An 18,993-nucleotide genomic window follows, 5' to 3' on the forward strand; every position below is an offset into this window, starting at 1 on the left:
ATGCTGTCGTGCGGAGTATGCTATGGTATGGCAGAGCAATCTGGGTGGGAGGAGGAACCAAGCGCTCGAACGCCGGTGGGCGCCGCGTTCGGCGACAGACCGACCGCGGACGACGCGCTCGGGTTCGAGCCGTACGTCGAGGCGCTCGCGACGTTCCTCAGACAACGGGAGACGACACCGCCGCTCGCGGTTTCCGTCGAGGGGACGTGGGGCGCCGGCAAGTCGTCGTTCATGTCACAGCTCGAACATGAACTCCGCAGCGAGGGTCACTTCACGGTTCGGTTCAACCCCTGGCGACACGAGGGAGAGGACGCGCTGTGGGCGGCGTTCATGCTGGCCGTGCTGGACGGCCTCTCGAAGAAACTCGTGCCGCGGGACAGACGCCGGGCCCGTCTCAGGCTCGTTCTCGACCGTTTCGACAGACGCCGTGGTCGCGCTGCCGTCGCACGGACGGTGGGGACGACGCTGGCCGCCGTCCTCGTCGTGGTCGCCACGGCGGTCGTCGCGTCAGCCGCCGGATCGAGTTTCCTCGGGGGCGCCGACAGCACGGCAGTCGCTGCGACGTTCGGGCTCGGCGGCGGCGTCACGTCCTTCGTGGGCGTGTGGCTGTGGACCCGGCGGAACGTCGTCGAGCGGACCGAGCGCGAACTGGAGGCGTACGTCCGCGACCCCGAGTACGAGGGCCACGTCTCCTTCCTCGAGAACTTCCACGAGGACTTGGGTCGCGTCCTCGACGCGTACGTCGGCGACCACCGCGTGTTCGTGTTCATCGACGACCTCGACCGGTGTGAGGTGCCCCGGGCCGCCGAGTTGATGCAGTCGATCAACCTCATGCTCTCGGACGACCCTCGGCTCGTGTTCCTCCTCGGGATGGACCGAGAGAAGGTCGCCGCCGGCCTCGCGGCCAAGCACGAAGAGCTCCTCGACCACCTCAACGTCGAGTCGCGTCCGTCGTTCGGTCTCGACTACGGCTACGCGTTCATCGAGAAATTCGTGCAGATTCCGTTCCTCATCCCGCGGCCCTCGCCCGACGACGTGGACCGGTTCGTGACCGAACTGATGGCGTTTCAGCGCGAGCACGGCGACTCGTTCAGCCCCGACGAGTTCATCGCACTGCGAGCGGCCGAGTACCCACAGCTCTCCCCGCAAAACCCACCTGAGCCCGCCGAGCCGTACACGCTGTGGGCACGGGACTGGACGGACGACCAGCTCAGAACGGCGGTCGCCTGGGCCGCGCCCGCGCTCGCGTACAACCCACGGCAGATAAAGAAGTTCATCAACCTCTACCGGCTCCGGGCGCTCTTAGCGCAGGAAGTCGAGGTGTTCGAGCGGACGGACCTGACGCTCGACCAACTCGGGAAGTTCGTCACCATCAGCCTCCGGTGGCCGCGGCTCCTCCCCGAACTCAACCGCGACCACGACCTGTTCGCTCGGCTCACCGCCGTCGCCCTGCGCGACCGGTTCCGCGAGGCGTGCTCGGAGTCCGCCCCGCCCGTCGCACCCGCGGTCGCTGCCCCCGACCCCGCCGGTGCGGCGGCGGACCGGACCGACGACGCGACACCCGATAGCGACACGTCCGAGTCGCGGACGGCCGGCACGGACGAACTCCCCGTCGTGATTCGGTCCGAACGCGACTGGGGGCTCTTCGCCGACCTCCTGCTCGCGGGGCTGTACGACGAGTCGCTGTCGACCGCGGAGTTCGGCTCCGAACTGCTCGTCACGTACCCGGAGCTCACGACTGACGGGCTCGACGAGTTCTTCGAGGGCCGCTCGCTCGACGAACTGCTCTGGGAGACGGACGCGAACGTCGACGCCAGCCTCGCCCACGTCGACGTCGAATCCCTGCTCCAGATTTCGCCGCGTGCGGACGTCCCGACGGAGACGCTCGAAGAGGCACCGTACGCGCAGTCCGCGAAGTACGCCCCGTACGCGCAGTCCGCACAGCGCGATTCGAGCGCGTTCTCCGAGTTCCTCGACGAGCGTGACGGCGGAACGGGAGGAAGCGTCCCCGAGGACTGACTGAGAGACTGGTCTGCGCGCCGAACCCGTCGCTAGTCTTCAGAGCCACCGCCGCGGAGCAGAGGACGTACTCTCCTCCCGTGACAAGCGATGCACGCGCGAGGTCTTACGAGGGGACGGTGTGGGGCTTGAAGCGACTCCGTCGCTTCAGTCCTCGAACGAAGCGAACGCCGGACGGGCGGTCGTTCGACTTCGCTACTCTTCGTCGAACACCGCCGAGCAGAGCCCAGCGTACTCGCCGAGTCGTGTCACTCCTCGTCGAACAGTTCCTCGCCCTTCACCATGTGCTCTGCGACGGCGTCCATGTCGAGAGTCACACCCAGTCCCGGCTTCTCGGGGATGGTGATGTAGCCGTCCTCGATGACCGTCTCCTCGACGAGGTCACCCCACCAGCCGAGTTCGTACGAGTGGTACTCCACGGCCAGCGAGTTCGGGATGGCCGCACCGACCTGTGCGGAGGCCATCGTCGCCACGGGGGAGGAGACGTTGTGCATCGCGACCGGGATGTAGTACTGGTTGGCGACGTCGGCTATCTTCCGCGTCTCTCTCATGCCGCCGACCTTGGGCAGGTCGGGCGCGATGATGTCGACCGCCTGGTTCTCGATGAGGCGGCGTTCCTCGGTGACTCTGTACCGGTTCTCGCCCACGGTGATGGGCGTCGTCGTGGACTTCGTGACCTCCTCCTGGACGTCGAGGTTCTCCGGCGGGACGGGGTCTTCGAGCCACCAGACGTCGTACTCCTCGATGGCGGCGGCGAGGCGCTTGGCCGACCCGCCCGAGAACGTCCAGTGGCAGTCGAAGGCGACGTCCGCGCGGTCCTTCACGCGCTCTGTGACCTTCTCGACGATCTCGGCCTTGTGGCGGATTTCGCCCGGTCGGAGGTGGCGGTTCGCGCGGTCCTTCTCCAGTCCGGAGGGGACGTCGAGGTCGAACTTCAGCGCGTCGTAGCCCAGGTCCTCGACGACGCGTTCGGCCTCGTCGGCGCAGGCGTCGGGGTCGGCCTCGTCTTCCGTGTGACAGTCACAGTAGACGCGCACCCGGTCGCGGTACTTCCCGCCCAGAAGCTGGTAGGCGGGAACGTCGAGTATCTTGCCCGCGAGGTCGTGGAGAGCGATTTCGATGCCCGCGATGGCGGTGATCGTGACGCCCTCGACGCTGCCCTCCCCGGACATCTTCTGGACGAGATGCTCGTAGAGGCGGTCGATGTCGAGGGGGTTCTCGCCGATTATGAAGGGAGCCATCCGCTCGATGAGTTCCGGCGCGCCGGCGCCCCAGTACGCCTCGCCGGTGCCGACGATGCCGGCGTCCGTGTACACCCTGACCAGCGTCCACGGGAAGTTGCCGTCGACCATCGTCGTCTGGACGTCCGTGATTTCGACGTCGCGGCCGCCGCCGCGCTTCGCCGTGACGCCCATCGTCTCCTTCGAGAGCTCCCGCATCGTGTACTCCGCGTTCGGATCGTGCAGATCCGAGTAGTCGATTCCCATGGTCGTGGGTTTACTGGACGAGTGGTAAATCTTTGGAGATTCTGAGCGCCCGTTCGCTCGGACACGGCGACACACGCTCAGAGGGTCTGTTTGACCGGTACACCGGTCGCCGCCGACCCCGGGGCGCGCTGCGAGAATCTCCGTCGCTCCGTCTCAGACGGGCGCGTCGGAGGCGGGCGATCCGACGAGCAGCGCGGCGAGTTCGGGGCTCGCCCCCAGTCGTCGGAGGTGGTCGTCGTCGAGTCTCTCGCCGGGCACACCGCCGTGCTGGAGATACGCCACCCGGACGAGGCGAATCGCGCCGGTGACGTCCGCCGCGGACCGGACACGGTAGCGAACGCGGTCGGGTGTCCGGGGGACGCCGTCGGCGAACCCGTCGGTCAGCAACTGGTCGCGGAGGGCTGGACTCGTCGGAACGGTGAGGTCACCGCGCGAGGAGAGGTGAGCGAACTCGCGGGTCCCGACGCGGAAGGTCACCCCCTCGCGGGTCGCGTCGGTCTCGACGCCTGGCCAGTGGGAGACGCGGCCTGTGATGGGCGTGAGTGTCGCGTTCATGCGTCGTCTCTCTGAAGACGACTGTACGCGTCGCGGCGGGATAAGCTTCGTCCGCTCGAAGAGCTAGAGTTCGGCGAGCAGGTTCAGCACGTAGATCGTCCGGAGCATCGGGGCCGCGCCCCCGCGGTCGAAGACGAGACCGTCCGTCGACCGGACGTGGTCGAGCACCGCCGCCGAGGAATGTTCGGGCGCCGCGGCGATGCCGCAGTCGTTCTCGGCGGCCCACTCCATCACCCGGAGGTCCGACTTCGAGTCGCCCATCACGGCCAGGAAGGGATCGTCGAGTCCGAGGACGTCCAGCGCGGCCTGCACCCCTCGGGGCTTGTTGAGTTCCAGCGAACCCACCTCGGCGGCGTCGGCGTGGTAGTAGGCGACGTCGACCCGCTCGAAGACGGACGCCACCTCGTCGGGCACGTCGTCGATCCCGAGGTCGACCGTCGCGCCCTCGCTTTCGAGCACCGCCTCGACTTCGGGGTCGTCGTCGGCGAAGTACGCTCGCGCCCAGTCGGGACCGCGCGTGGTCACCTCGTCGGTCTCGGTCGCGACCGCCTCGCCCAGCAGGTCGACGAGGTAGACCAGGCCGCGGTCGATGACGCGTTCGGCCTCGGGCGACCCGACGTCGAAGTTCGGCTTGAGCGTGACGTTGAACTCGTTCCCCTGGAGGTGGATGCCGTGGGCGACGTCGTCGGGTGCCTCCGGGAGGACGCGCGAGCGCACCTCGTCGAAGACGCGGATCATCTCCTCGTCGAGTTCGTCGTAGAGGAGCCGCTTCGTCTGCGACCCGTGGCCCGGGGTGAACACGCCCGTCCCGGTCTCGTAGACGATGCTCACCGCTCCCGAGTGAACGAGTTCGTTCCCGAGCCCCTGGATGAGAAAGCCCTTGACGTTCTCGAGAGTCTGGCCCGTGCAGATGACGATGGGGACGCCCGCCTCGTGGAACTCCGTGAGGGCGTGGAGCGTCTCGCGGGGAATCTCGTTGTCCGTCCCGCCCGCAGAACGGAGCGTCTCGTCGACGTCGAGGACGAGGACGTTCACCGCGCGGCCGTACTTCGAGTGTAAGTCGAGGCCGGTGAAGGCGTGGTCGCGGTCGGCCGTCGCGGCGACTTCGACGAGCGTGTCACCGGCGGCAAAGGAGTCACGCACCTCCGCCTTCCGCGCGTCGAGTTCGTCACGGGCGTCCTGCCAGTAGCCGAGTGCGGCCCGCGAGTCCACGGCCGGGAAGACGTCGACGAACGTCTGGAGGTCACGGATGGCGTCCGTGTCGAAGTCCTCGTAGAGCCGGTAGAGGAGGTCGTATCGTTCCATATCTCGAATACGGGCCGAGGAACTACTAAAAACCGAGTACTCGTCGAGAGTCGGCGAGAATCGGCAGGGAAACCCTCATACGGCGCCTCGCCATATCCCTGCGCATGGCAGACTGGACAGACCGTATCGTCGGCGACCGGATGACGGTCGACAGGGAGTTCAACGACCGCGTCGCAGCCTCCGAGTTTCAGAGTCAGGAGTGGAGTCTCATCATGACGGCGACGGAGTTCGAGATCGAGAACGCCGACGACCCCGACAACGCACGGATCGTGGCGAACACGGACAAACTGGAGGGGATGATGCCTCACATCGAGGAAGCCGGCAAGCGCCAGCAGTCGATGGCCGGCGGCGGCGGGAAAAACGACGGCGGCGGCAGCATCATCGATACGGTCAAAGGCGCCCTCGGTCTCGGAAACGGGAGGGAAGACCACGACGCCAAACTGGCCGCCGCCGAACGACTCGTCCAGGAGTACGCCGACGAACTCCAGTCTCACCTCGAATCGAACGGGAAGTGGGAGCAGGTCCGACGCTCGTACGGCGACTAGTACTCGTCGCCCGCGTGGAACAGCGTCATCTCGCTGGCCTTGTAGATGTTGATGAGTTCGTTGATGATCTCGTCGTACTCCTCGTCCTCGACGCGGAGTCCGTCGAGTCGGTCGAGGGTCTCCTCTTCGACATCGATCTGTGGCATGTATGGGGAAAAACGCCCCGCGGTCTTAAATCCACCAGCGGGCGTCGGTCGGGCCGGATGATCCGACGGGAAGTCTCGGGGAGGGGCAGCCTCAGGAGAACAGCCGCTTCAGGCGCGCGAACAACCCTTTCTCGCGGTCGCCGCCGCGTCTGGTCGGCTCCTGCTCCTCGGTCGTGCCCGTGGACTCCGCCCCCGTGTCGGCCATCGGCTCCGACTCCGACCCCGCGTCGGCCTCGCTTCCCTCGCCTTCGACGAGTCGTTCGGCCTCCTGGATGACGCCCTTGGCGTCGTTGACGCCGTCTTTCACCGTCTTCTTCACCAGCGGCTTGCCCTCGAAGCGGTCGCGCTGGACGGACGTGTCGGCCGTGATGATGACCACGTCGGCCTCGGCGATGTCCTCGGACGTGAGTTCGTTCTGTGCGCCCATCGACCCCTGGACCTCGACCTTGATGTCGTGGCCCATCTCCTCGGCCGTGGTTTCGAGGTTCTCGGCGGCCATCTGGCTGTGTGCGATTCCCGTCGGACATGCGGTGACTGCGACGATTTTCATGACGAATCCTCCTGTGAGTTCAGTCGGCTGACTACTTGGTCTTTGGTGCTTGCACCCGCGATTTCGGTCGCGAGGTCGCGCGCAGCGGCGGTGTCGACCTCGGTGACGCGCTGTTTCACGGCGGGGACGGTCACGGCGCTCATCGACAACTCGTCGAGGCCCAGTCCCAGGAGTAGCTCCGTCAGGCCCGGGTCGCCGGCCATCTCGCCGCACATCCCGACCCAGCACTCCTCGTCCGAGGCCGCGCGGACGGTCTCGCGGATAGCGCGAAGGACCGCCGGCTGACGGAAGTCCCTGAGTTCGGAGACGCGCTCGTTCCCCGCGCGGCGGCCATCACGTACTGTGCGAGGTCGTTCGTCCCGATGCTGAAGAAGTCCACTTCCCGCGCCAGGTCGGGCCCCATGAACACCGCCGCGGGCGTCTCGATCATCACGCCGAACTCCGGCGTCGCGTGGGCGACGTCCTCCGCGTCGAGGTCGGCCGCGACCCCTTCGAGACGAGCGCGGGCCGCCCGGACCTCCTCGACGGTCGAGACGAGCGGGAGCATCACCGCGAGGTCGCCAGCGCCGTCGTCAGCGGCCCTGAGAAGCGCCCGAACCTGCGTCTCGAACAGGTCGGCGTCGTCGCCGAGCGACCGTCTGATGCCTCTGTCGCCGAGAAACGGGTTCTCCTCCTCGGGGAGGTCCAGATACGGCACGGGCTTGTCGCCGCCGATGTCGAGCGTGCGGACGACGACCCGCCCCTCGGGGAAGGCGTCGAGCGCGTCGCGGTACGCCTCGTACTGCTCTTCCTCCTCGGGTGGGGCTTCGCGGTCGACGAAGAGGAACTCCGAGCGGTAGAGCCCCACGCCGTCGGCGCCGCGTTCGACCGCCGCCTCGATTTCGGCGGGTCGGCCGACGTTCGCGGCGACCTCGACCTCCTTTCCGTCCGTCGTCTCGACCGGTTCCTCGCGGACCGGCGCGTCGAGTCCGCCCGCCGCACTTTCCTTCGTCTCCTCGGTCGGGTTCAGGACCACCGCACCGGTGTCACCGTCGACGACGACTTCCGCACCCTCTTCGACCTCGTACAGTTCCTCGCCGACGCCGACGACGGCGGGGAGCGCGAGCGAGCGGGCGAAGATGGCCGCGTGCGAGGTCCGCCCGCCCGTCGCGGTGACGAAGCCGGCGACGACGTCGGGGTCTAACTGCGCCGTGTCGGAAGGCGTGAGCCGTTCGGCGAAGACGACGCTCCCCTCGGGGAGCGAGCGGAGGTCGATTCGCTCACTTCCGGTCAGGATTCGGAGCAACCGGTCGCGGACGTCGCGGAGGTCGTCCGCGCGCTCTTTCATCCGTCCCTCCATCCCCTCGAACTGCTCGATGGGACCGGCGAACGCCTCTCTGACCGCATGTGGCGCGGGGAGGCCCTCGTCCTCGATGGCCGACTCCACCCCGTCTTCGATCATCGGGTCCGAGAGGAACTGCAGGTGCGCGCCGAACACCTCGGCCTCCTCCTCGCCGACGCGCTCGCGGGTCTCCTCGCGCTCGCGTTCGAGTTCCGCGCGGGCGGTTTCGGTCGCCTCCTCGAACCGCGCGAGTTCCGCCTCGGCGTCGATACTTTCGGGGGGTTCGTCCAGGTCGACCGAGTCGTCGGGGCGGTACCACACGACGGTCCCGACACCGGCGAGCGGCGTCGCGCCCTCGCCCTGCAGGCGGCGTTCGGAAACGGCGTCGCTCATCCGGAGACCGCCTCCTTGAGGGTGTCGCGGACGGCCTCGACGGTCTCGGCCTCGCGGAGCGACTCGCGGACCTCTTCGTGCATGAGTGCGCGCGAGAGCGAACTGAGGATTTCGAGGTGCTCCTCGCCGCCTTCTTCGGGGACGATGAGCATGAACAGCAGGTGTGCGGGCTTGTCGTCCATCGCGTCGAAGTCGATTCCCTCCTCGGACCGGGCGAACACCACCGACGGTCGGGTCACCGCCGACGTTTTCGCGTGGGGGATGCCGATGCCGAAGCCCACGCCGGTCGTCGCCTCCTCCTCGCGCTGGAGCAGGTCCGAGAGAGCCTGCTCGCGGTCGTCGACGCGGCCCGCTTCGACCGCCACGTCGAGCAGGAACTCGATGCACTCTCGTTTCGACGCGGGTGGCTGTTCGAGCGTTACCAGTTCGGGCGGTGTCAGTCGGTCGATGTCGGTGGGGTCGATTGTCATGGTGCGGTGTGGTGGGGTGGGTGTGGGCTGTTCGAGCGCTCGGTGCTGTACTCGTTGGTGAGACGACAAACGGTCGGTCCTCGACAGGGGCGCTTGCGGTACTCAGTCACCCGCCTGTGCGCTGGGGCTGGTGGTGCCGGCCTCTTCCTCGAAGTCGCCTTTCAGGAGGGTGGCGATGGCGGCGGTGACGAGCGAACCGAGGACGATACAGCCGAGGAACATCAGCGGTTGGTTCGAGAGGGGGATGACGAAGATGCCGCCGTGGGGGGCGCGCATGCCGACGCCCAGCGCCATCGAGAGCGCGCCGCCGACTGCCGACCCGGCGACGATCGAGGGAATCACGCGCAGGGGGTCGGCGGCGGCGTACGGAATCGCGCCCTCGGTGATGAACGAGAAGCCGAGGATGATGCCGTTTTTGGCGTTCTGGTACATCTCCTCGGCGTACTTGTGCGGGGCGATGAAGTTCGACAGCGCGAGGCCGATAGGGGGGATCATCCCCGCGATCATTACCGCGGCCATGGGCTCGTAGATGCCCTCGCTGACTAACCCGACCGAGAAGACGTACGCGACTTTGTTGACGGGCCCGCCCATGTCGAAGGCCATCATGGCGCCCAAAATCGCACCGACGAAGAGCGCCTGGCTGCCGCGCATGCCCTCTAAGAAGGCGGTGAGTGCCTGGTTGGCGAGCGCGACGGGCGCGCCGATGACGAACAGGACGATGGGCGCTAAGACGGCGACGGTGGCGACGGGGATCAACAGGACGGGCATCATGGGCTGGATGGCGCTGGGGACGTCGCGGTTTTTGAACCAGCGGGCGACGTAGCCGGCGACGAGTCCAACCACGAGAGCGCCGAGGTAGCCCGCGGTGGCGCCGTCGGCGTTGAACCCTAACACCTTGCCAGCCTCGGTGACGATGGTGCCCTGTTGGATGATCCAGGTGAGGACGAACCCGGGTGCGAGGCCGGGTCGGTCCGCAATGGCATAGGCGATGTAGGCTCCGAGAACGGGAACCATGAGGGTGAGGCCGGCGACGCCGATCTGGGCGAGGTACCAGCCGACGCTGCCGGTGTTGTTGAACACTTCGACGGTGTCGCCGGCGGCGAAGCCGAGTGCGAGGAAGATCCCGCCGATGGTGACGAACGGGATCATGAACGAGACGCCGGTCATGAGGTCCTCCTTGACGGAGGTGACGTGCGAACGCAGCGCGCTCTCCGCCCGATCTGCGGATGACATGGTACATCACGATTGTTCTACAGGCTATGCAAAAGTGTTTTCGGATACGATTATTTCTGATTGTTTTGTCAGATATGAACTGTGAACGGAACAACGGTGGACGTGTTTCGGGCGAAAGAACCGGGACACGCCTGGGTCGAGAGCGGCAACGAGTGCACGAACAGTCACGGCGGACGAGACGAACACGGACGGGCGTCGGGGTCGGTGGACTCGGACTCCTGTCGGTCGGAGTCGAATCGGCCGCGGTCCCGTTCGGGTGCTCAGGACACCGTGACAGCCGTCCGTCTCAGCCGTCGGCGACGACGACGCGCACGTCGGCCGCGTCGAACCGTTCTCGGTGGTCGGGGATGGGTCGGTCGGTGATGAACAGGTCGACGTCGTCGAGGTGGGCGAACTGGACGAAGCTCTGGCGGGAGAGTTTCGACGCGTCCGAGACGAGGACGACGCGCTTCGACCGCTGGACCATCAGTTCCTTCATCCGAGCCTCGTCCTCGTTCGGCGTCGTCAGACTGCCGTCCTCGTGGACGGCGTTCGTCCCGAGAAAGAGCAGATCGAAGTTCATCCGTCCCATGAACGACTCCGCGGTGGGGCCGACGAGCGCGCGCGTCCGCCGTCGGAGGGTCCCGCCCGTCAGTTTCACCTCGTTCTCCTCCTTCCCGAGTTCGACCGCCAGTCGAGGGGAGTTCGTCACGGCGAGGAACGACCCGTCCTTGGGCGCGGCGCGGGCGACCTCCATCGTGGTGGTTCCCGAGTCGAAGAAGACGACCGAGCCCTTGACGATTTCCTCGACCGCGCGGGCGGCGATAGCGCGTTTGGCGTCGAGGTTCTGTACCTCCTTCTGGTCGTACGTCTGCTCACCGCCGACGGACATGACGGGGACCGCCCCGCCGTGGGACCGCTCGACGAGGCCGCGGTCTTCGAGGTCGCGGAGGTCGCGTCGGATGGTCGCCTTCGAGACGTCGAGGGAGGTGGCGAGTTCGTCGACCGACTGGCCACCCTCTTCGGTCACTCTCTCGACGATCTGCCGTTTGCGCTCTGCGGGTAACATCGATAGGCTGAGGTCCTGTAGAACTGCCCTGAACTTGACTGTTTGTCACCGGCTCGTTGACTATTCGTGTTCGTTTCGAGCCACGAGAGGTGAACCGAATCAGAGACGGGCCACTCGGCGTCAGTCGAGGCGGTCGATGACCGCCGCTGTCACCTCGTCGGTGGCGGCGTCGCCGCCGAGGTCCGGGGTGTGTGGCCCGTCGGCGAGGACGCCCTCGACGGCGGCGTGGACGGCCTGGGACTCCTCGCCGTACCCGAGGGAGTCCAGAAGCATCGCCGCGGAGAGGATGGTCGCGGAGGGGTTCGCGATGCCCTGGCCCGCGATGTCCGGCGCGGTGCCGTGGACGGGTTCGAAGAGGCCGCGGTCCGGGCCGAGGTTCGCCGACGGGAGGAGGCCGAGTCCTCCTACGAGGCCGGCGGCCAGGTCCGACAGCATGTCGCCCGCGAGGTTCGGACAGACGATGACGCCGTACTCCTCGGGGAACAGACAGAGGTTCATCGCCAGCGCGTCCATCAGGGCGTCGTCCGTCTCGACACTCCGCTTCCCGGCGACGTCCTCGACCGCCGTCTTGAAGCGCCCGTCGGTCTCGCGCATCACGTTCGCCTTGTGCGCGACGGTGAACCCGTCCCACTCGCCCTCTTCGACGTACTCGCAGGCGAAGCGCGCGAGTCGACGCGAGGCCGAGTCGGTGATGACCCGCGTGAGCGTCGAGAGGTCCTCCGTGAGACGCTGCTCGTGGCCGCCGTAGACGCCCTCGGTGTTCTCGCGGAGGAACACGAGGTCGGTCTCGGGTCGGAGCGCGTCGACGCCGGGGTACGCCTTCGCCGGGCGGACGTTGACGAACGAGTCGACCGCGCGTCGGAGCGGGATGATGACGTCGGCGGCGCTCTCGCCGGCCGCGCCGAACAGCGTCGCGTCCGCGGAGGCCGCGAGGTCGAACGTCTCGTCGGGGAGTGCCGCTCCCTCGGATTCGAGGACGTGGTCGCCCGCGCGGGCCTCGACGAAGTCGAAGTCGCCGACGGTCTCCAGCACCTCGCGCGCGGCCGGCACCACTTCCTGTCCGATACCGTCACCGGGAATGACGACGATTTCCTCGGTCATGACTAGGGAGGCGAGCGGCCCCCCCATGAATGGGTCGGTCCACGCCCGTCGTCCGGTTCGAACTCCAGGCGCGGAGAGTCCGGCAGTCGTCGACTCCGCGGGTCACAGAGCGGGGTGTCTGACGCGCGGCCGACTGAGACTTATCAGGAGGGACGTCGGTACACAGCGCATGAGCGACGCAGGCCCCGACGCGAACCCGAAACCGAACCGGCACGTCTCCATCGAGATCATCGAACCGCCGTCGCCCGACGGTTCACCGGGGCTCGACCCGGCGACCCGGGTCGACACGATGGTTCAGGACCGACTCCTCCCGACGGCGCGGCTTGACGACGGTCGGTACGTCGCGTGGTGGTTCGACGCCGACGCCCCCGACCCGTACGACGACGCGACGACGGAGTGGGTAGTCGCGCCGACGCGTTTTCTGGCCGCGGCGACGTTCCAGGAGTTGACCGAAGACCCCGCGCGGTTCGACGAACTCGTGGGCGACGAGGGGACAGAAGACGAAGCGACGTAGCCGAACAGAAGGCGCACGAACAGCGGAAACACGGTCGAGCCCGACGAGCGGATCAGGCGTCGACGCTGAACCCTTCGGCTTCGAGCGCCGCTCGAAGCCGGTCGTCGTGTGCGCCCTGCAACTCGATGCGCCCCTCCGTCACGGTCCCGCCGACGGCGAGCCTGCGCTTCAGCGTCGACGCGAGTTCCTCCAGGTCGACCGCACCCGGTTCGAACCCCTCGACGACCGTCACCGGCTTGCCGTACCGTCGTCGGTCGACGCCGATCGAGAGTCGTTGCTCCGCTCGTGCCAGGTCGTCCCCGATGCCGAGGTCGTCGGGAAGACCGGCGATGCTGTTGAGGTCGTTACTCACTACGTCCCTCCCTAAATGCGGCACGGACGAAACCGTTCGTTTGGTACATACCAAACTCGCCTCCCCCGTACGGTCGACGAGCGAGCGCGAGTGATTTGGTATGTACCAACCGCGAAGCCATACGCGGGGAGCACCTCTCTAGACACGAAGCGTTGACTGCGCTTCCGACCCGGCACGTCCGCGTGCCCGGTCACGACAGTTACCACCCACAAGCTTCGTACCGCGGTCGGCGAGTCTCGCTCGCGAGCACGCGCTGACGCGGTCAGTACTGCGGAATCGACGGCGGAGGCGGAATCGACATCGACGGCCCGAGCGGTCGGCGAACGCGTCACCTGTCCGGAGTGTGGCGGAACGCTCGTCCACGACGCCGAACACGGCGAGACGGTCTGTGAGCGGTGCGGTCTCGTCGTCGACGAGGCGGAAATCGACCACGGCCCCGAGTGGCGCGCGTTCGACTCGACCGAGCGCGACGAGAAGGCTCGCGTCGGTGCGCCCACGACGAACCTGCTCCACGACAAGGGGCTCTCGACCACTATCGGCTGGCAGGACAGGGACGCGTACGGGAACGCCCTCTCGTCCCGACAGCGCCGACAGATGCAGCGTCTCCGCACGTGGGACGAGCGCTATCGGACGAAGGACCACAAGGAGCGCGCGCTCAAACACGCGCTCGGCGAGATAGAGCGGATGGGGTCGGCGCTCGGCCTGCCGCGGACGGTCCGCGAGACGGCCTCGGTCATCTACCGCCGAGCGCTCGACGACGGCTTGCTCCCCGGTCGCTCTATCGAGGGTGTCGCCACGAGCGCCGTCTACGCGGCCGCCAGACAGGCGAACCTCCCCCGAACCATCGGTGACGTGGCGGCGGTCAGCCGCGTCGACGAAACCGAGTTCACCCGGACCTACCGCTACGTCGTCCGCGAACTCTCCCTCCAGATAGCCCCGCCGGACCCCGAGAACTACCTCGGGAAGTACGCCTCGGAACTCGACGCGAGCGACGAACTGGTCGAGCGAGCGCACGAACTCCTCCGCGACGCGAAAGAGGAGGGACTCCACAGCGGCAAGAACCCCGTCGGCCTCGCCGCCGCCGCGCTCTACGCGGCCGGGCTTCTGACGAACGAGCAGTACACCCAAGAGCGGGTGTCGGACGTGACCGGCGTCAGCGAGGTCACCATCCGGAACCGCTACCGGGAACTGCTCGAACTGGCGGAGCGACGGACGGCAGTTGCCGCCTGAGCGGGACCGAATCGAGGACCCGACTGAACCGAGGTCAGACGCCGGTCTCGGCGTCGACCTCCACGCTCGTTCTCCCGCCGAGCGCGCGCGAGACGAACCGGGTGGCGAGCCACGCTTCCGCGCGCGTCAACCGGTACTGGAAGGTCGAGGTCGGCACGTCGAGCGCCTCGGCGATCTCTTGGACCGACATCCGGCGAGGTGTCTCGTAGTAGCCGGAGGCGACGGCGGCTTCGAGCGCCGCCTGCTGTTCCGGTACGAGGTCGTCGGTCTCGACCCCGTCGTCGACCCAGCCGCTGGCGTCGCCGAGGCGGTCGACGCTGATCGAGAGGCCCGCCCGGAGCCCCTCGCGCAGTTCCTCGTAGATCGCACTGACGGTGTCGTCGTCGCCGATGAGCAGTCGCCACCGGTACCGGTTCCCCCGGCGCTCCGCCTGCATCAAGAGCCCGTCGCCGACGTGTTTCGCGGCGACGTACGGGATGGAACGCGCGTCGCCGGACTCCCGTTGGCAGGAGTAGACGATGCGGCTCCCGGGCGTCGACGACAGGACCTCGTACTCCCACTCGACGACCGGACAGCCGCACATGCCGACCACGTCGACACAGCGCGACACCTCCGGGAGACGGTCGTCGAAGGCCGCGAGCGCCTCGTCGGGGCCGGTCACCCGGGTGAGCTTCCACACCGCGTCGGCCGTCGCGTGTATCGAGGGCGTCCGGGCGTGGAGGTCCGGAAACTCGATGAACAGGTCCATCAGGTCGTCCGCGCCCCGCTCGTACTCGACGGTGAAGACGAACTCGCGCACAGGGGAGTCTTCGGTTGCCACGGGATTAACGCTGTCCAGTACGTGGCACGCCGAAGAACGACGCTGTCGAAACCATCACCGGTCGTTCAGTACGGGTGAGGTACGGTACGCTGGTGCACCCGGGGCGTCGATGCGGTCGCAGTGAGCGGAGAAAGCCGCGCGATACACGGGCGCGGTGTGATGGCCTCACCCACCGGAGCGACTTCGTTGCTTCGAGCCGTTCACTCGGTTCCCTCGCGAAGACCCCTCCAGCCGGTGGCTCGCGCATGAAGCGCGAGCCGACCCTCGCGCGCCGTTCGCTCGCAGACTCGCTCACTTCCGCGCGCCGATACTCACGAAGACAGGTCGTCGGCGCGTGACGGTCGCGGCCTCCGTGCTGCGACCCGACGCGCGAGGGGCGAGTGAGCGACCGGCGGGAGCAGCGCGGGACGCGGAGCGTCCCGCTGGCCATGCGGAGCGGGCTCGGCCGCTCCGCTGAGGCGCGAGTCGGCAGCGTCGGCAAAAGAGGGTGACCCGATTCAGGCGTCGAGATCGACGTACGGGAGCGACGCGGCCAACTCTCGAACGGCGTTCTGGTTCGAACGCATCAGCGCCGTCGTGTCCCACTCGCCGTCGACGAGCGCCTTGCGCTGGGCGTCGTCGACAGTCGCCTCGACCGTGGTGTCGCCGTAGGTGACGGTTTCGGCCTCGACGTCGACCTCGATTTCGGCGTCCGGGTGTTCGTCGACGAAGTCCTGAATCGCCTCGACCGTCTCCGAATCCGCCGTCACGGTCGGGATACCGAGCGCGAGGCAGTTGCCGGCGAAGATTTCGGCGAAGGACTCGCCGATGATGGCGTCGATGCCCCAGCGCATGAGCGCCTGCGGGGCGTGCTCGCGCGAGGAGCCACAGCCGAAGTTCGCGTTGACCACGAGGACAGACGCGTTCTGGAACTTCTCCTCGTTGAAGGGGTGCTCCTTCGGCGTGTCGTCGTCTTCGAACCGCTGGTCGAAGAAGGCGAACTCGCCGAGGCCGTCGAAGGTGACGACCTTCATGAAGCGCGCCGGGATGATCTGGTCGGTGTCGATGTCGTTCCCGCGGATGGGGATTCCCGTCCCGGACGCGTAGTCGATCTGTGGGATCTCGGCGTCGCTCATGCGGTGGCCACCTCCCGTAGCTCGCGCACGTCGGTCACTTCCCCTTTGATGGCCGCGGCGACGACCATCCGGGGGTTCATCAGGATCGTCCGGCCGTCCTTCGAGCCCTGCCGGCCGATGAAGTTCCGGTTCGAAGACGAGGCACAGGCCTCGTCACCCTGTAGCTGGTCCTCGTTCATCCCGAGACACATCGAACAGCCCGCGTTGCGCCAGTCGAAGCCGGCCTCGGTGAAGATGTCCTTCAGGCCCTCCTCCTCGGCGGCGCGCTGGACGCGCTGGCTGCCGGGGACGACCATCGCCCGGACGTCGGGGTGGACCTGCCGTCCCTCGACGATTTTCGCGGCGCGGCGAAGGTCTGCGAGCCGGGAGTTCGTACACGAGCCGAGGAAGGCCACGTCGATCTTGTACCCTTCCATCGTCTCTCCCGGAGAGACGCGCATGTGCTCCTGCGCACGACGGGCGGTCTCCTGCTTCGCCTTCGGGAGGTCGTCGGGATCCGGGATGGGCTCGGAGATGCCGATGCCCTGTCCGGGCGTCGTCCCCCAGGTGACCACGGGTTCGAGTTCGTTACCGTCGATGACGACGACGTCGTCGTACTCTGCGTCCTCGTCCGAGCGGACCGACTCCCAGTAGGGCTTCAACCGCTCGAACTTCTCGGGGTCGTCCGCGAACTCGTCGGTGTTTCGCAGCCACTCGTAGGTCTTCTCGTCGGGGTTGACGTAGCCCGCGCGGGCACCGCCTTCGATGGACATGTTGCAGATGCTCATCCGACCCTCCATGTCCAGCGACTCGATGGCCTCGCCGGCGTACTCGTAGACGTAGCCGACACCGCCTTCGGTGCCGAGCCGACGGATGATCTCGAGGATGACGTCCTTCGCTTCGACGCCGTCGCCGAGTTCGCCGGTGACCTCGATTTTTCGGACCTTCTGTTTCTCCATGGCGATACAGCCCGTCGCCAGCACGTCGCGGATCTGCGAGGTGCCGATTCCGAACGCGAGCGCGCCGAACGCGCCGTGTGTCGAGGTGTGGCTGTCACCGCAGACGATGGTCTTGCCGGGCTGGGTGATGCCCTGCTCCGGACCGATGACGTGAACGATGCCCTGGTCGCCCGTCGTGGGGTCGTCGAACTCGATGCCCGCGTCGCGGACGTTCTCTTCGAGTTCGGCCATCATCTCCTCGGCGGCGCTGTCGCCGTAGGGGCGAGACTGGTCCGCCGTGGGGACGATGTGGTCGACCGTCGCGTGCGTCAGTTCGGGGTACGCCACGTCGAGCCCGCGCTCGCGGAGCATCCCGAACGCCTGGGGGCTCGTCACCTCGTGGATGAGGTGCAGTCCGACGAACAGTTGCGTCTGTCCCGTCGGGAGTGTCGTGACCGTGTGCCGGTCCCAGACCTTGTCGTACAGTGTTCCCTCACTCATCTGCGGGTGTGTCCTCCGCTACGCTTACTTCGCCGGGCGATTTGGCTTCGTCGGTCTCGCCGTCGGCCGCGGCCGTGCTCGCGTCGTCGGTCTCGGGACCGCGTTCCCAGACCTCGTTCGCCCCGTCGCCGTCCGGCGCTTCGTGTTCGACGTTTCGCATCTCGTCACCCTCGGTGCCGCCGTCGGCGGCCGCGGGACCCCGCGTGAAGACGCCCCCGTTCGCGCCGAAGGCCTCCCCGGTGTGGGGGTTCGTGTGTTCGATGTCTTTTATCTCCCGTGTCATCTTACTCGCTCAGTGTGATCCGCTCGTCCTCGGACTCGTCTTCGGTCTCCTCGTCCTCTTCGGCCCACGCGAACAGGCCGCGGAGGCGCGCGCCGACCTCCTCGATTTCGTGGTTCTCCTCCTGGGCGCGGAGTTGCCAGTACTTCGGCCGGTTGGCCTGGTTCTCCGTGATCCACTCCTGGGCGAACTCCCCGGACTGAACCTCTTCGAGGACCGCCTCCATGTTCGCGCGGGCGTGCTCGTCGATGATGCGGTCGCCGCGGGTGAGGCCGCCGAACTCGGCCGTGTCGGAGACCGAACCCCACATCGCGCCGAGACCGCCCTCGTACATCAGGTCGACGATGAGCTTCATCTCGTTGAGGCACTCGAAGTACGCCATCTCCTTCGAGTAGCCCGCGTCCACGAGCGTCTCGTAGCCCTGCTTGATGAGCGAGGCGATGCCGCCACAGAGGACGGCCTGCTCGCCGAAGAGGTCCGTCTCGGTCTCCTCTCTGAACGTCGTTTCGACGACGCCCGCACGGGTGCAGCCGATGGCGTGAGCGTACGCCAGTGCCTCCTGCTTCGCCGTGCCGGTCGCGTCCTGGTACACCGCCAGCAGGCCGGGCGTCCCCTCGCCGTTCTCGTAGTTCCGGCGGACGAGGTGCCCCGGCGACTTCGGCGCGATCATCGTCACGTCGACGTCTTCTGGCGGCTGAATCTGGTTGTAGTGGATGTTGAAGCCGTGGGCGAACTGGAGGGTGTTTCCGGGCTCCAGTTCCCCTTTGATGTCCTCGAACACCGACGGCTGGACGGTGTCGGGTACGAGCACGGAGACGATGTCCGCCTGTGCGGCGGCCTCGACCGGCGTCGCGACCCGGAGGCCGTCCGACTCGGCGGCGTCTCGGGACGAGGAGTCCTCGCGGAGGCCGACGACCACGTCGACCCCGGAGTCGGCGAGGTTCTGCGCGTGGGCGTGACCCTGGCTGCCGTAGCCGAGGACGGCGACCGTCTTGTCGTCGATCTGTGAGCGATCCGCGTCGTCGTCGTAGTAGACGTCGATGGTGAACTCGGTGTCTGCGTTTGCGTCTGACATGGATGGATAGGTGGGT

The 18,993-nt window shown here is 67.3% G+C and carries 19 protein-coding genes and 1 pseudogene; 4 read left to right on the forward strand and 16 right to left on the reverse strand.

All coding sequences use genetic code 11. The annotated features are described in order from the left end of the window. Positions 1-27 precede the first annotated feature (27 nt). Complete coding sequence (locus C2R22_RS09090; protein ID WP_162562436.1) at positions 28-2,019, forward strand: KAP family P-loop NTPase fold protein; 1,992 nt, start codon at positions 28-30, stop codon at positions 2,017-2,019. 248 nt (positions 2,020-2,267) lie between these two features. On the opposite strand, the gene C2R22_RS09095 is transcribed toward C2R22_RS09090, so the two are convergent. The 3 genes from C2R22_RS09095 to C2R22_RS09105 form a co-directional block, all read right to left on the reverse strand. After that, positions 2,268-3,506 (reverse strand): mandelate racemase/muconate lactonizing enzyme family protein, encoded by a 1,239-nt coding sequence (locus tag C2R22_RS09095; protein ID WP_103425473.1) that lies wholly within the window; start codon positions 3,504-3,506, stop codon positions 2,268-2,270. 153 nt (positions 3,507-3,659) lie between these two features. Then, positions 3,660-4,061, reverse strand: a complete 402-nt coding sequence (locus tag C2R22_RS09100; RefSeq protein ID WP_103425474.1) for a luciferase domain-containing protein — start codon at positions 4,059-4,061, stop codon at positions 3,660-3,662. A gap of 63 nt (positions 4,062-4,124) precedes the next feature. Further along, positions 4,125-5,366, reverse strand: coding sequence for an HAD family hydrolase (locus tag C2R22_RS09105; protein ID WP_103425475.1), 1,242 nt, complete (start codon positions 5,364-5,366; stop codon positions 4,125-4,127). A gap of 104 nt (positions 5,367-5,470) precedes the next feature. Between C2R22_RS09105 and C2R22_RS09110 the strand changes: the two genes are divergently transcribed. After that, positions 5,471-5,911, forward strand: a complete 441-nt coding sequence (locus C2R22_RS09110) for a DUF5799 family protein (RefSeq protein ID WP_103425476.1) — start codon at positions 5,471-5,473, stop codon at positions 5,909-5,911. Here the strand turns inward: C2R22_RS09110 and C2R22_RS25595 are convergent. From C2R22_RS25595 to C2R22_RS09140, 7 genes and pseudogenes are all read right to left on the reverse strand, one after another. Beyond that, on the reverse strand, positions 5,908-6,057 hold the full coding sequence (locus C2R22_RS25595; RefSeq protein ID WP_173862789.1) for a DUF7557 family protein: 150 nt from the start codon (positions 6,055-6,057) through the stop codon (positions 5,908-5,910). The two genes, C2R22_RS09110 and C2R22_RS25595, sit on opposite strands and share 4 nt — an antisense overlap. A 91-nt stretch (positions 6,058-6,148) precedes the next feature. After that, a complete protein-coding gene (locus C2R22_RS09115; protein ID WP_103425477.1) occupies positions 6,149-6,607 on the reverse strand; it encodes a PTS fructose transporter subunit IIB in 459 nt (152 codons plus the stop codon). Further along, positions 6,604-8,321, reverse strand: a pseudogene (gene ptsP / locus C2R22_RS09120) (phosphoenolpyruvate--protein phosphotransferase). Before ptsP ends, C2R22_RS09115 begins: the two are co-directional and overlap by 4 nt. Continuing rightward, positions 8,318-8,791, reverse strand: a complete 474-nt coding sequence (locus tag C2R22_RS09125) for a PTS sugar transporter subunit IIA (protein WP_281259274.1) — start codon at positions 8,789-8,791, stop codon at positions 8,318-8,320. Before C2R22_RS09125 ends, ptsP begins: the two are co-directional and overlap by 4 nt. Positions 8,792-8,893: 102 nt before the next feature. After that, positions 8,894-10,024, reverse strand: a complete 1,131-nt coding sequence (locus C2R22_RS09130; protein ID WP_103425478.1) for a PTS fructose transporter subunit IIC — start codon at positions 10,022-10,024, stop codon at positions 8,894-8,896. Between the two features lie 286 nt (positions 10,025-10,310). Continuing rightward, complete coding sequence (gene glpR / locus C2R22_RS09135; RefSeq protein WP_103425479.1) at positions 10,311-11,072, reverse strand: HTH-type transcriptional regulator GlpR; 762 nt, start codon at positions 11,070-11,072, stop codon at positions 10,311-10,313. A 120-nt stretch (positions 11,073-11,192) separates the two neighbouring features. Next, entirely contained in the window at positions 11,193-12,173 is a 981-nt protein-coding gene (locus tag C2R22_RS09140; protein WP_103425480.1) for an isocitrate/isopropylmalate family dehydrogenase, read from the reverse strand. Positions 12,174-12,342: 169 nt separating this feature from the next. Between C2R22_RS09140 and C2R22_RS09145 the strand changes: the two genes are divergently transcribed. Next, on the forward strand, positions 12,343-12,687 hold the full coding sequence (locus C2R22_RS09145) for a hypothetical protein (RefSeq protein ID WP_103425481.1): 345 nt from the start codon (positions 12,343-12,345) through the stop codon (positions 12,685-12,687). A gap of 52 nt (positions 12,688-12,739) precedes the next feature. Here the strand turns inward: C2R22_RS09145 and yciH are convergent, their stop codons facing one another. Beyond that, positions 12,740-13,039 carry a stress response translation initiation inhibitor YciH gene (yciH, locus tag C2R22_RS09150; RefSeq protein ID WP_103425482.1) on the reverse strand — a complete coding sequence of 100 codons (300 nt, stop codon included), beginning with the start codon at positions 13,037-13,039 and terminating at the stop codon, positions 12,740-12,742. 156 nt (positions 13,040-13,195) lie between these two features. On the opposite strand from yciH, the gene C2R22_RS09155 reads away from it, so the two are divergent. After that, on the forward strand, positions 13,196-14,269 hold the full coding sequence (locus C2R22_RS09155; RefSeq protein WP_103425483.1) for a transcription initiation factor IIB: 1,074 nt from the start codon (positions 13,196-13,198) through the stop codon (positions 14,267-14,269). Positions 14,270-14,303: 34 nt separating this feature from the next. Here the strand turns inward: C2R22_RS09155 and C2R22_RS09160 are convergent, their stop codons facing one another. The 5 genes from C2R22_RS09160 to ilvC all read right to left on the reverse strand — a co-directional run bounded on the left by C2R22_RS09160 (position 14,304) and on the right by ilvC (position 18,977). After that, a complete protein-coding gene (locus C2R22_RS09160; protein ID WP_103425484.1) occupies positions 14,304-15,068 on the reverse strand; it encodes a helix-turn-helix domain-containing protein in 765 nt (254 codons plus the stop codon). Between the two features lie 518 nt (positions 15,069-15,586). Next, on the reverse strand, positions 15,587-16,204 hold the full coding sequence (gene leuD, locus C2R22_RS09165; protein WP_103425485.1) for a 3-isopropylmalate dehydratase small subunit: 618 nt from the start codon (positions 16,202-16,204) through the stop codon (positions 15,587-15,589). After that, positions 16,201-17,622, reverse strand: coding sequence for a 3-isopropylmalate dehydratase large subunit (gene leuC, locus C2R22_RS09170; RefSeq protein ID WP_103425486.1), 1,422 nt, complete (start codon positions 17,620-17,622; stop codon positions 16,201-16,203). The genes leuD and leuC overlap by 4 nt, the downstream gene beginning before the upstream one ends. Beyond that, the gene (locus C2R22_RS26255; protein ID WP_245902953.1) at positions 17,615-17,905 is read right to left on the reverse strand and encodes a hypothetical protein; all 291 of its coding nucleotides are present in this window, start codon (positions 17,903-17,905) and stop codon (positions 17,615-17,617) included. The genes leuC and C2R22_RS26255 overlap by 8 nt, the downstream gene beginning before the upstream one ends. Position 17,906: 1 nt before the next feature. Further along, positions 17,907-18,977 (reverse strand): ketol-acid reductoisomerase, encoded by a 1,071-nt coding sequence (gene ilvC, locus C2R22_RS09180; RefSeq protein WP_103425487.1) that lies wholly within the window; start codon positions 18,975-18,977, stop codon positions 17,907-17,909. Positions 18,978-18,993: the final 16 nt, after the last annotated feature.

It is taken from the genome of Salinigranum rubrum (genome assembly GCF_002906575.1).
In the GTDB taxonomy this organism is placed as follows: domain Archaea; phylum Halobacteriota; class Halobacteria; order Halobacteriales; family Haloferacaceae; genus Salinigranum; species Salinigranum rubrum.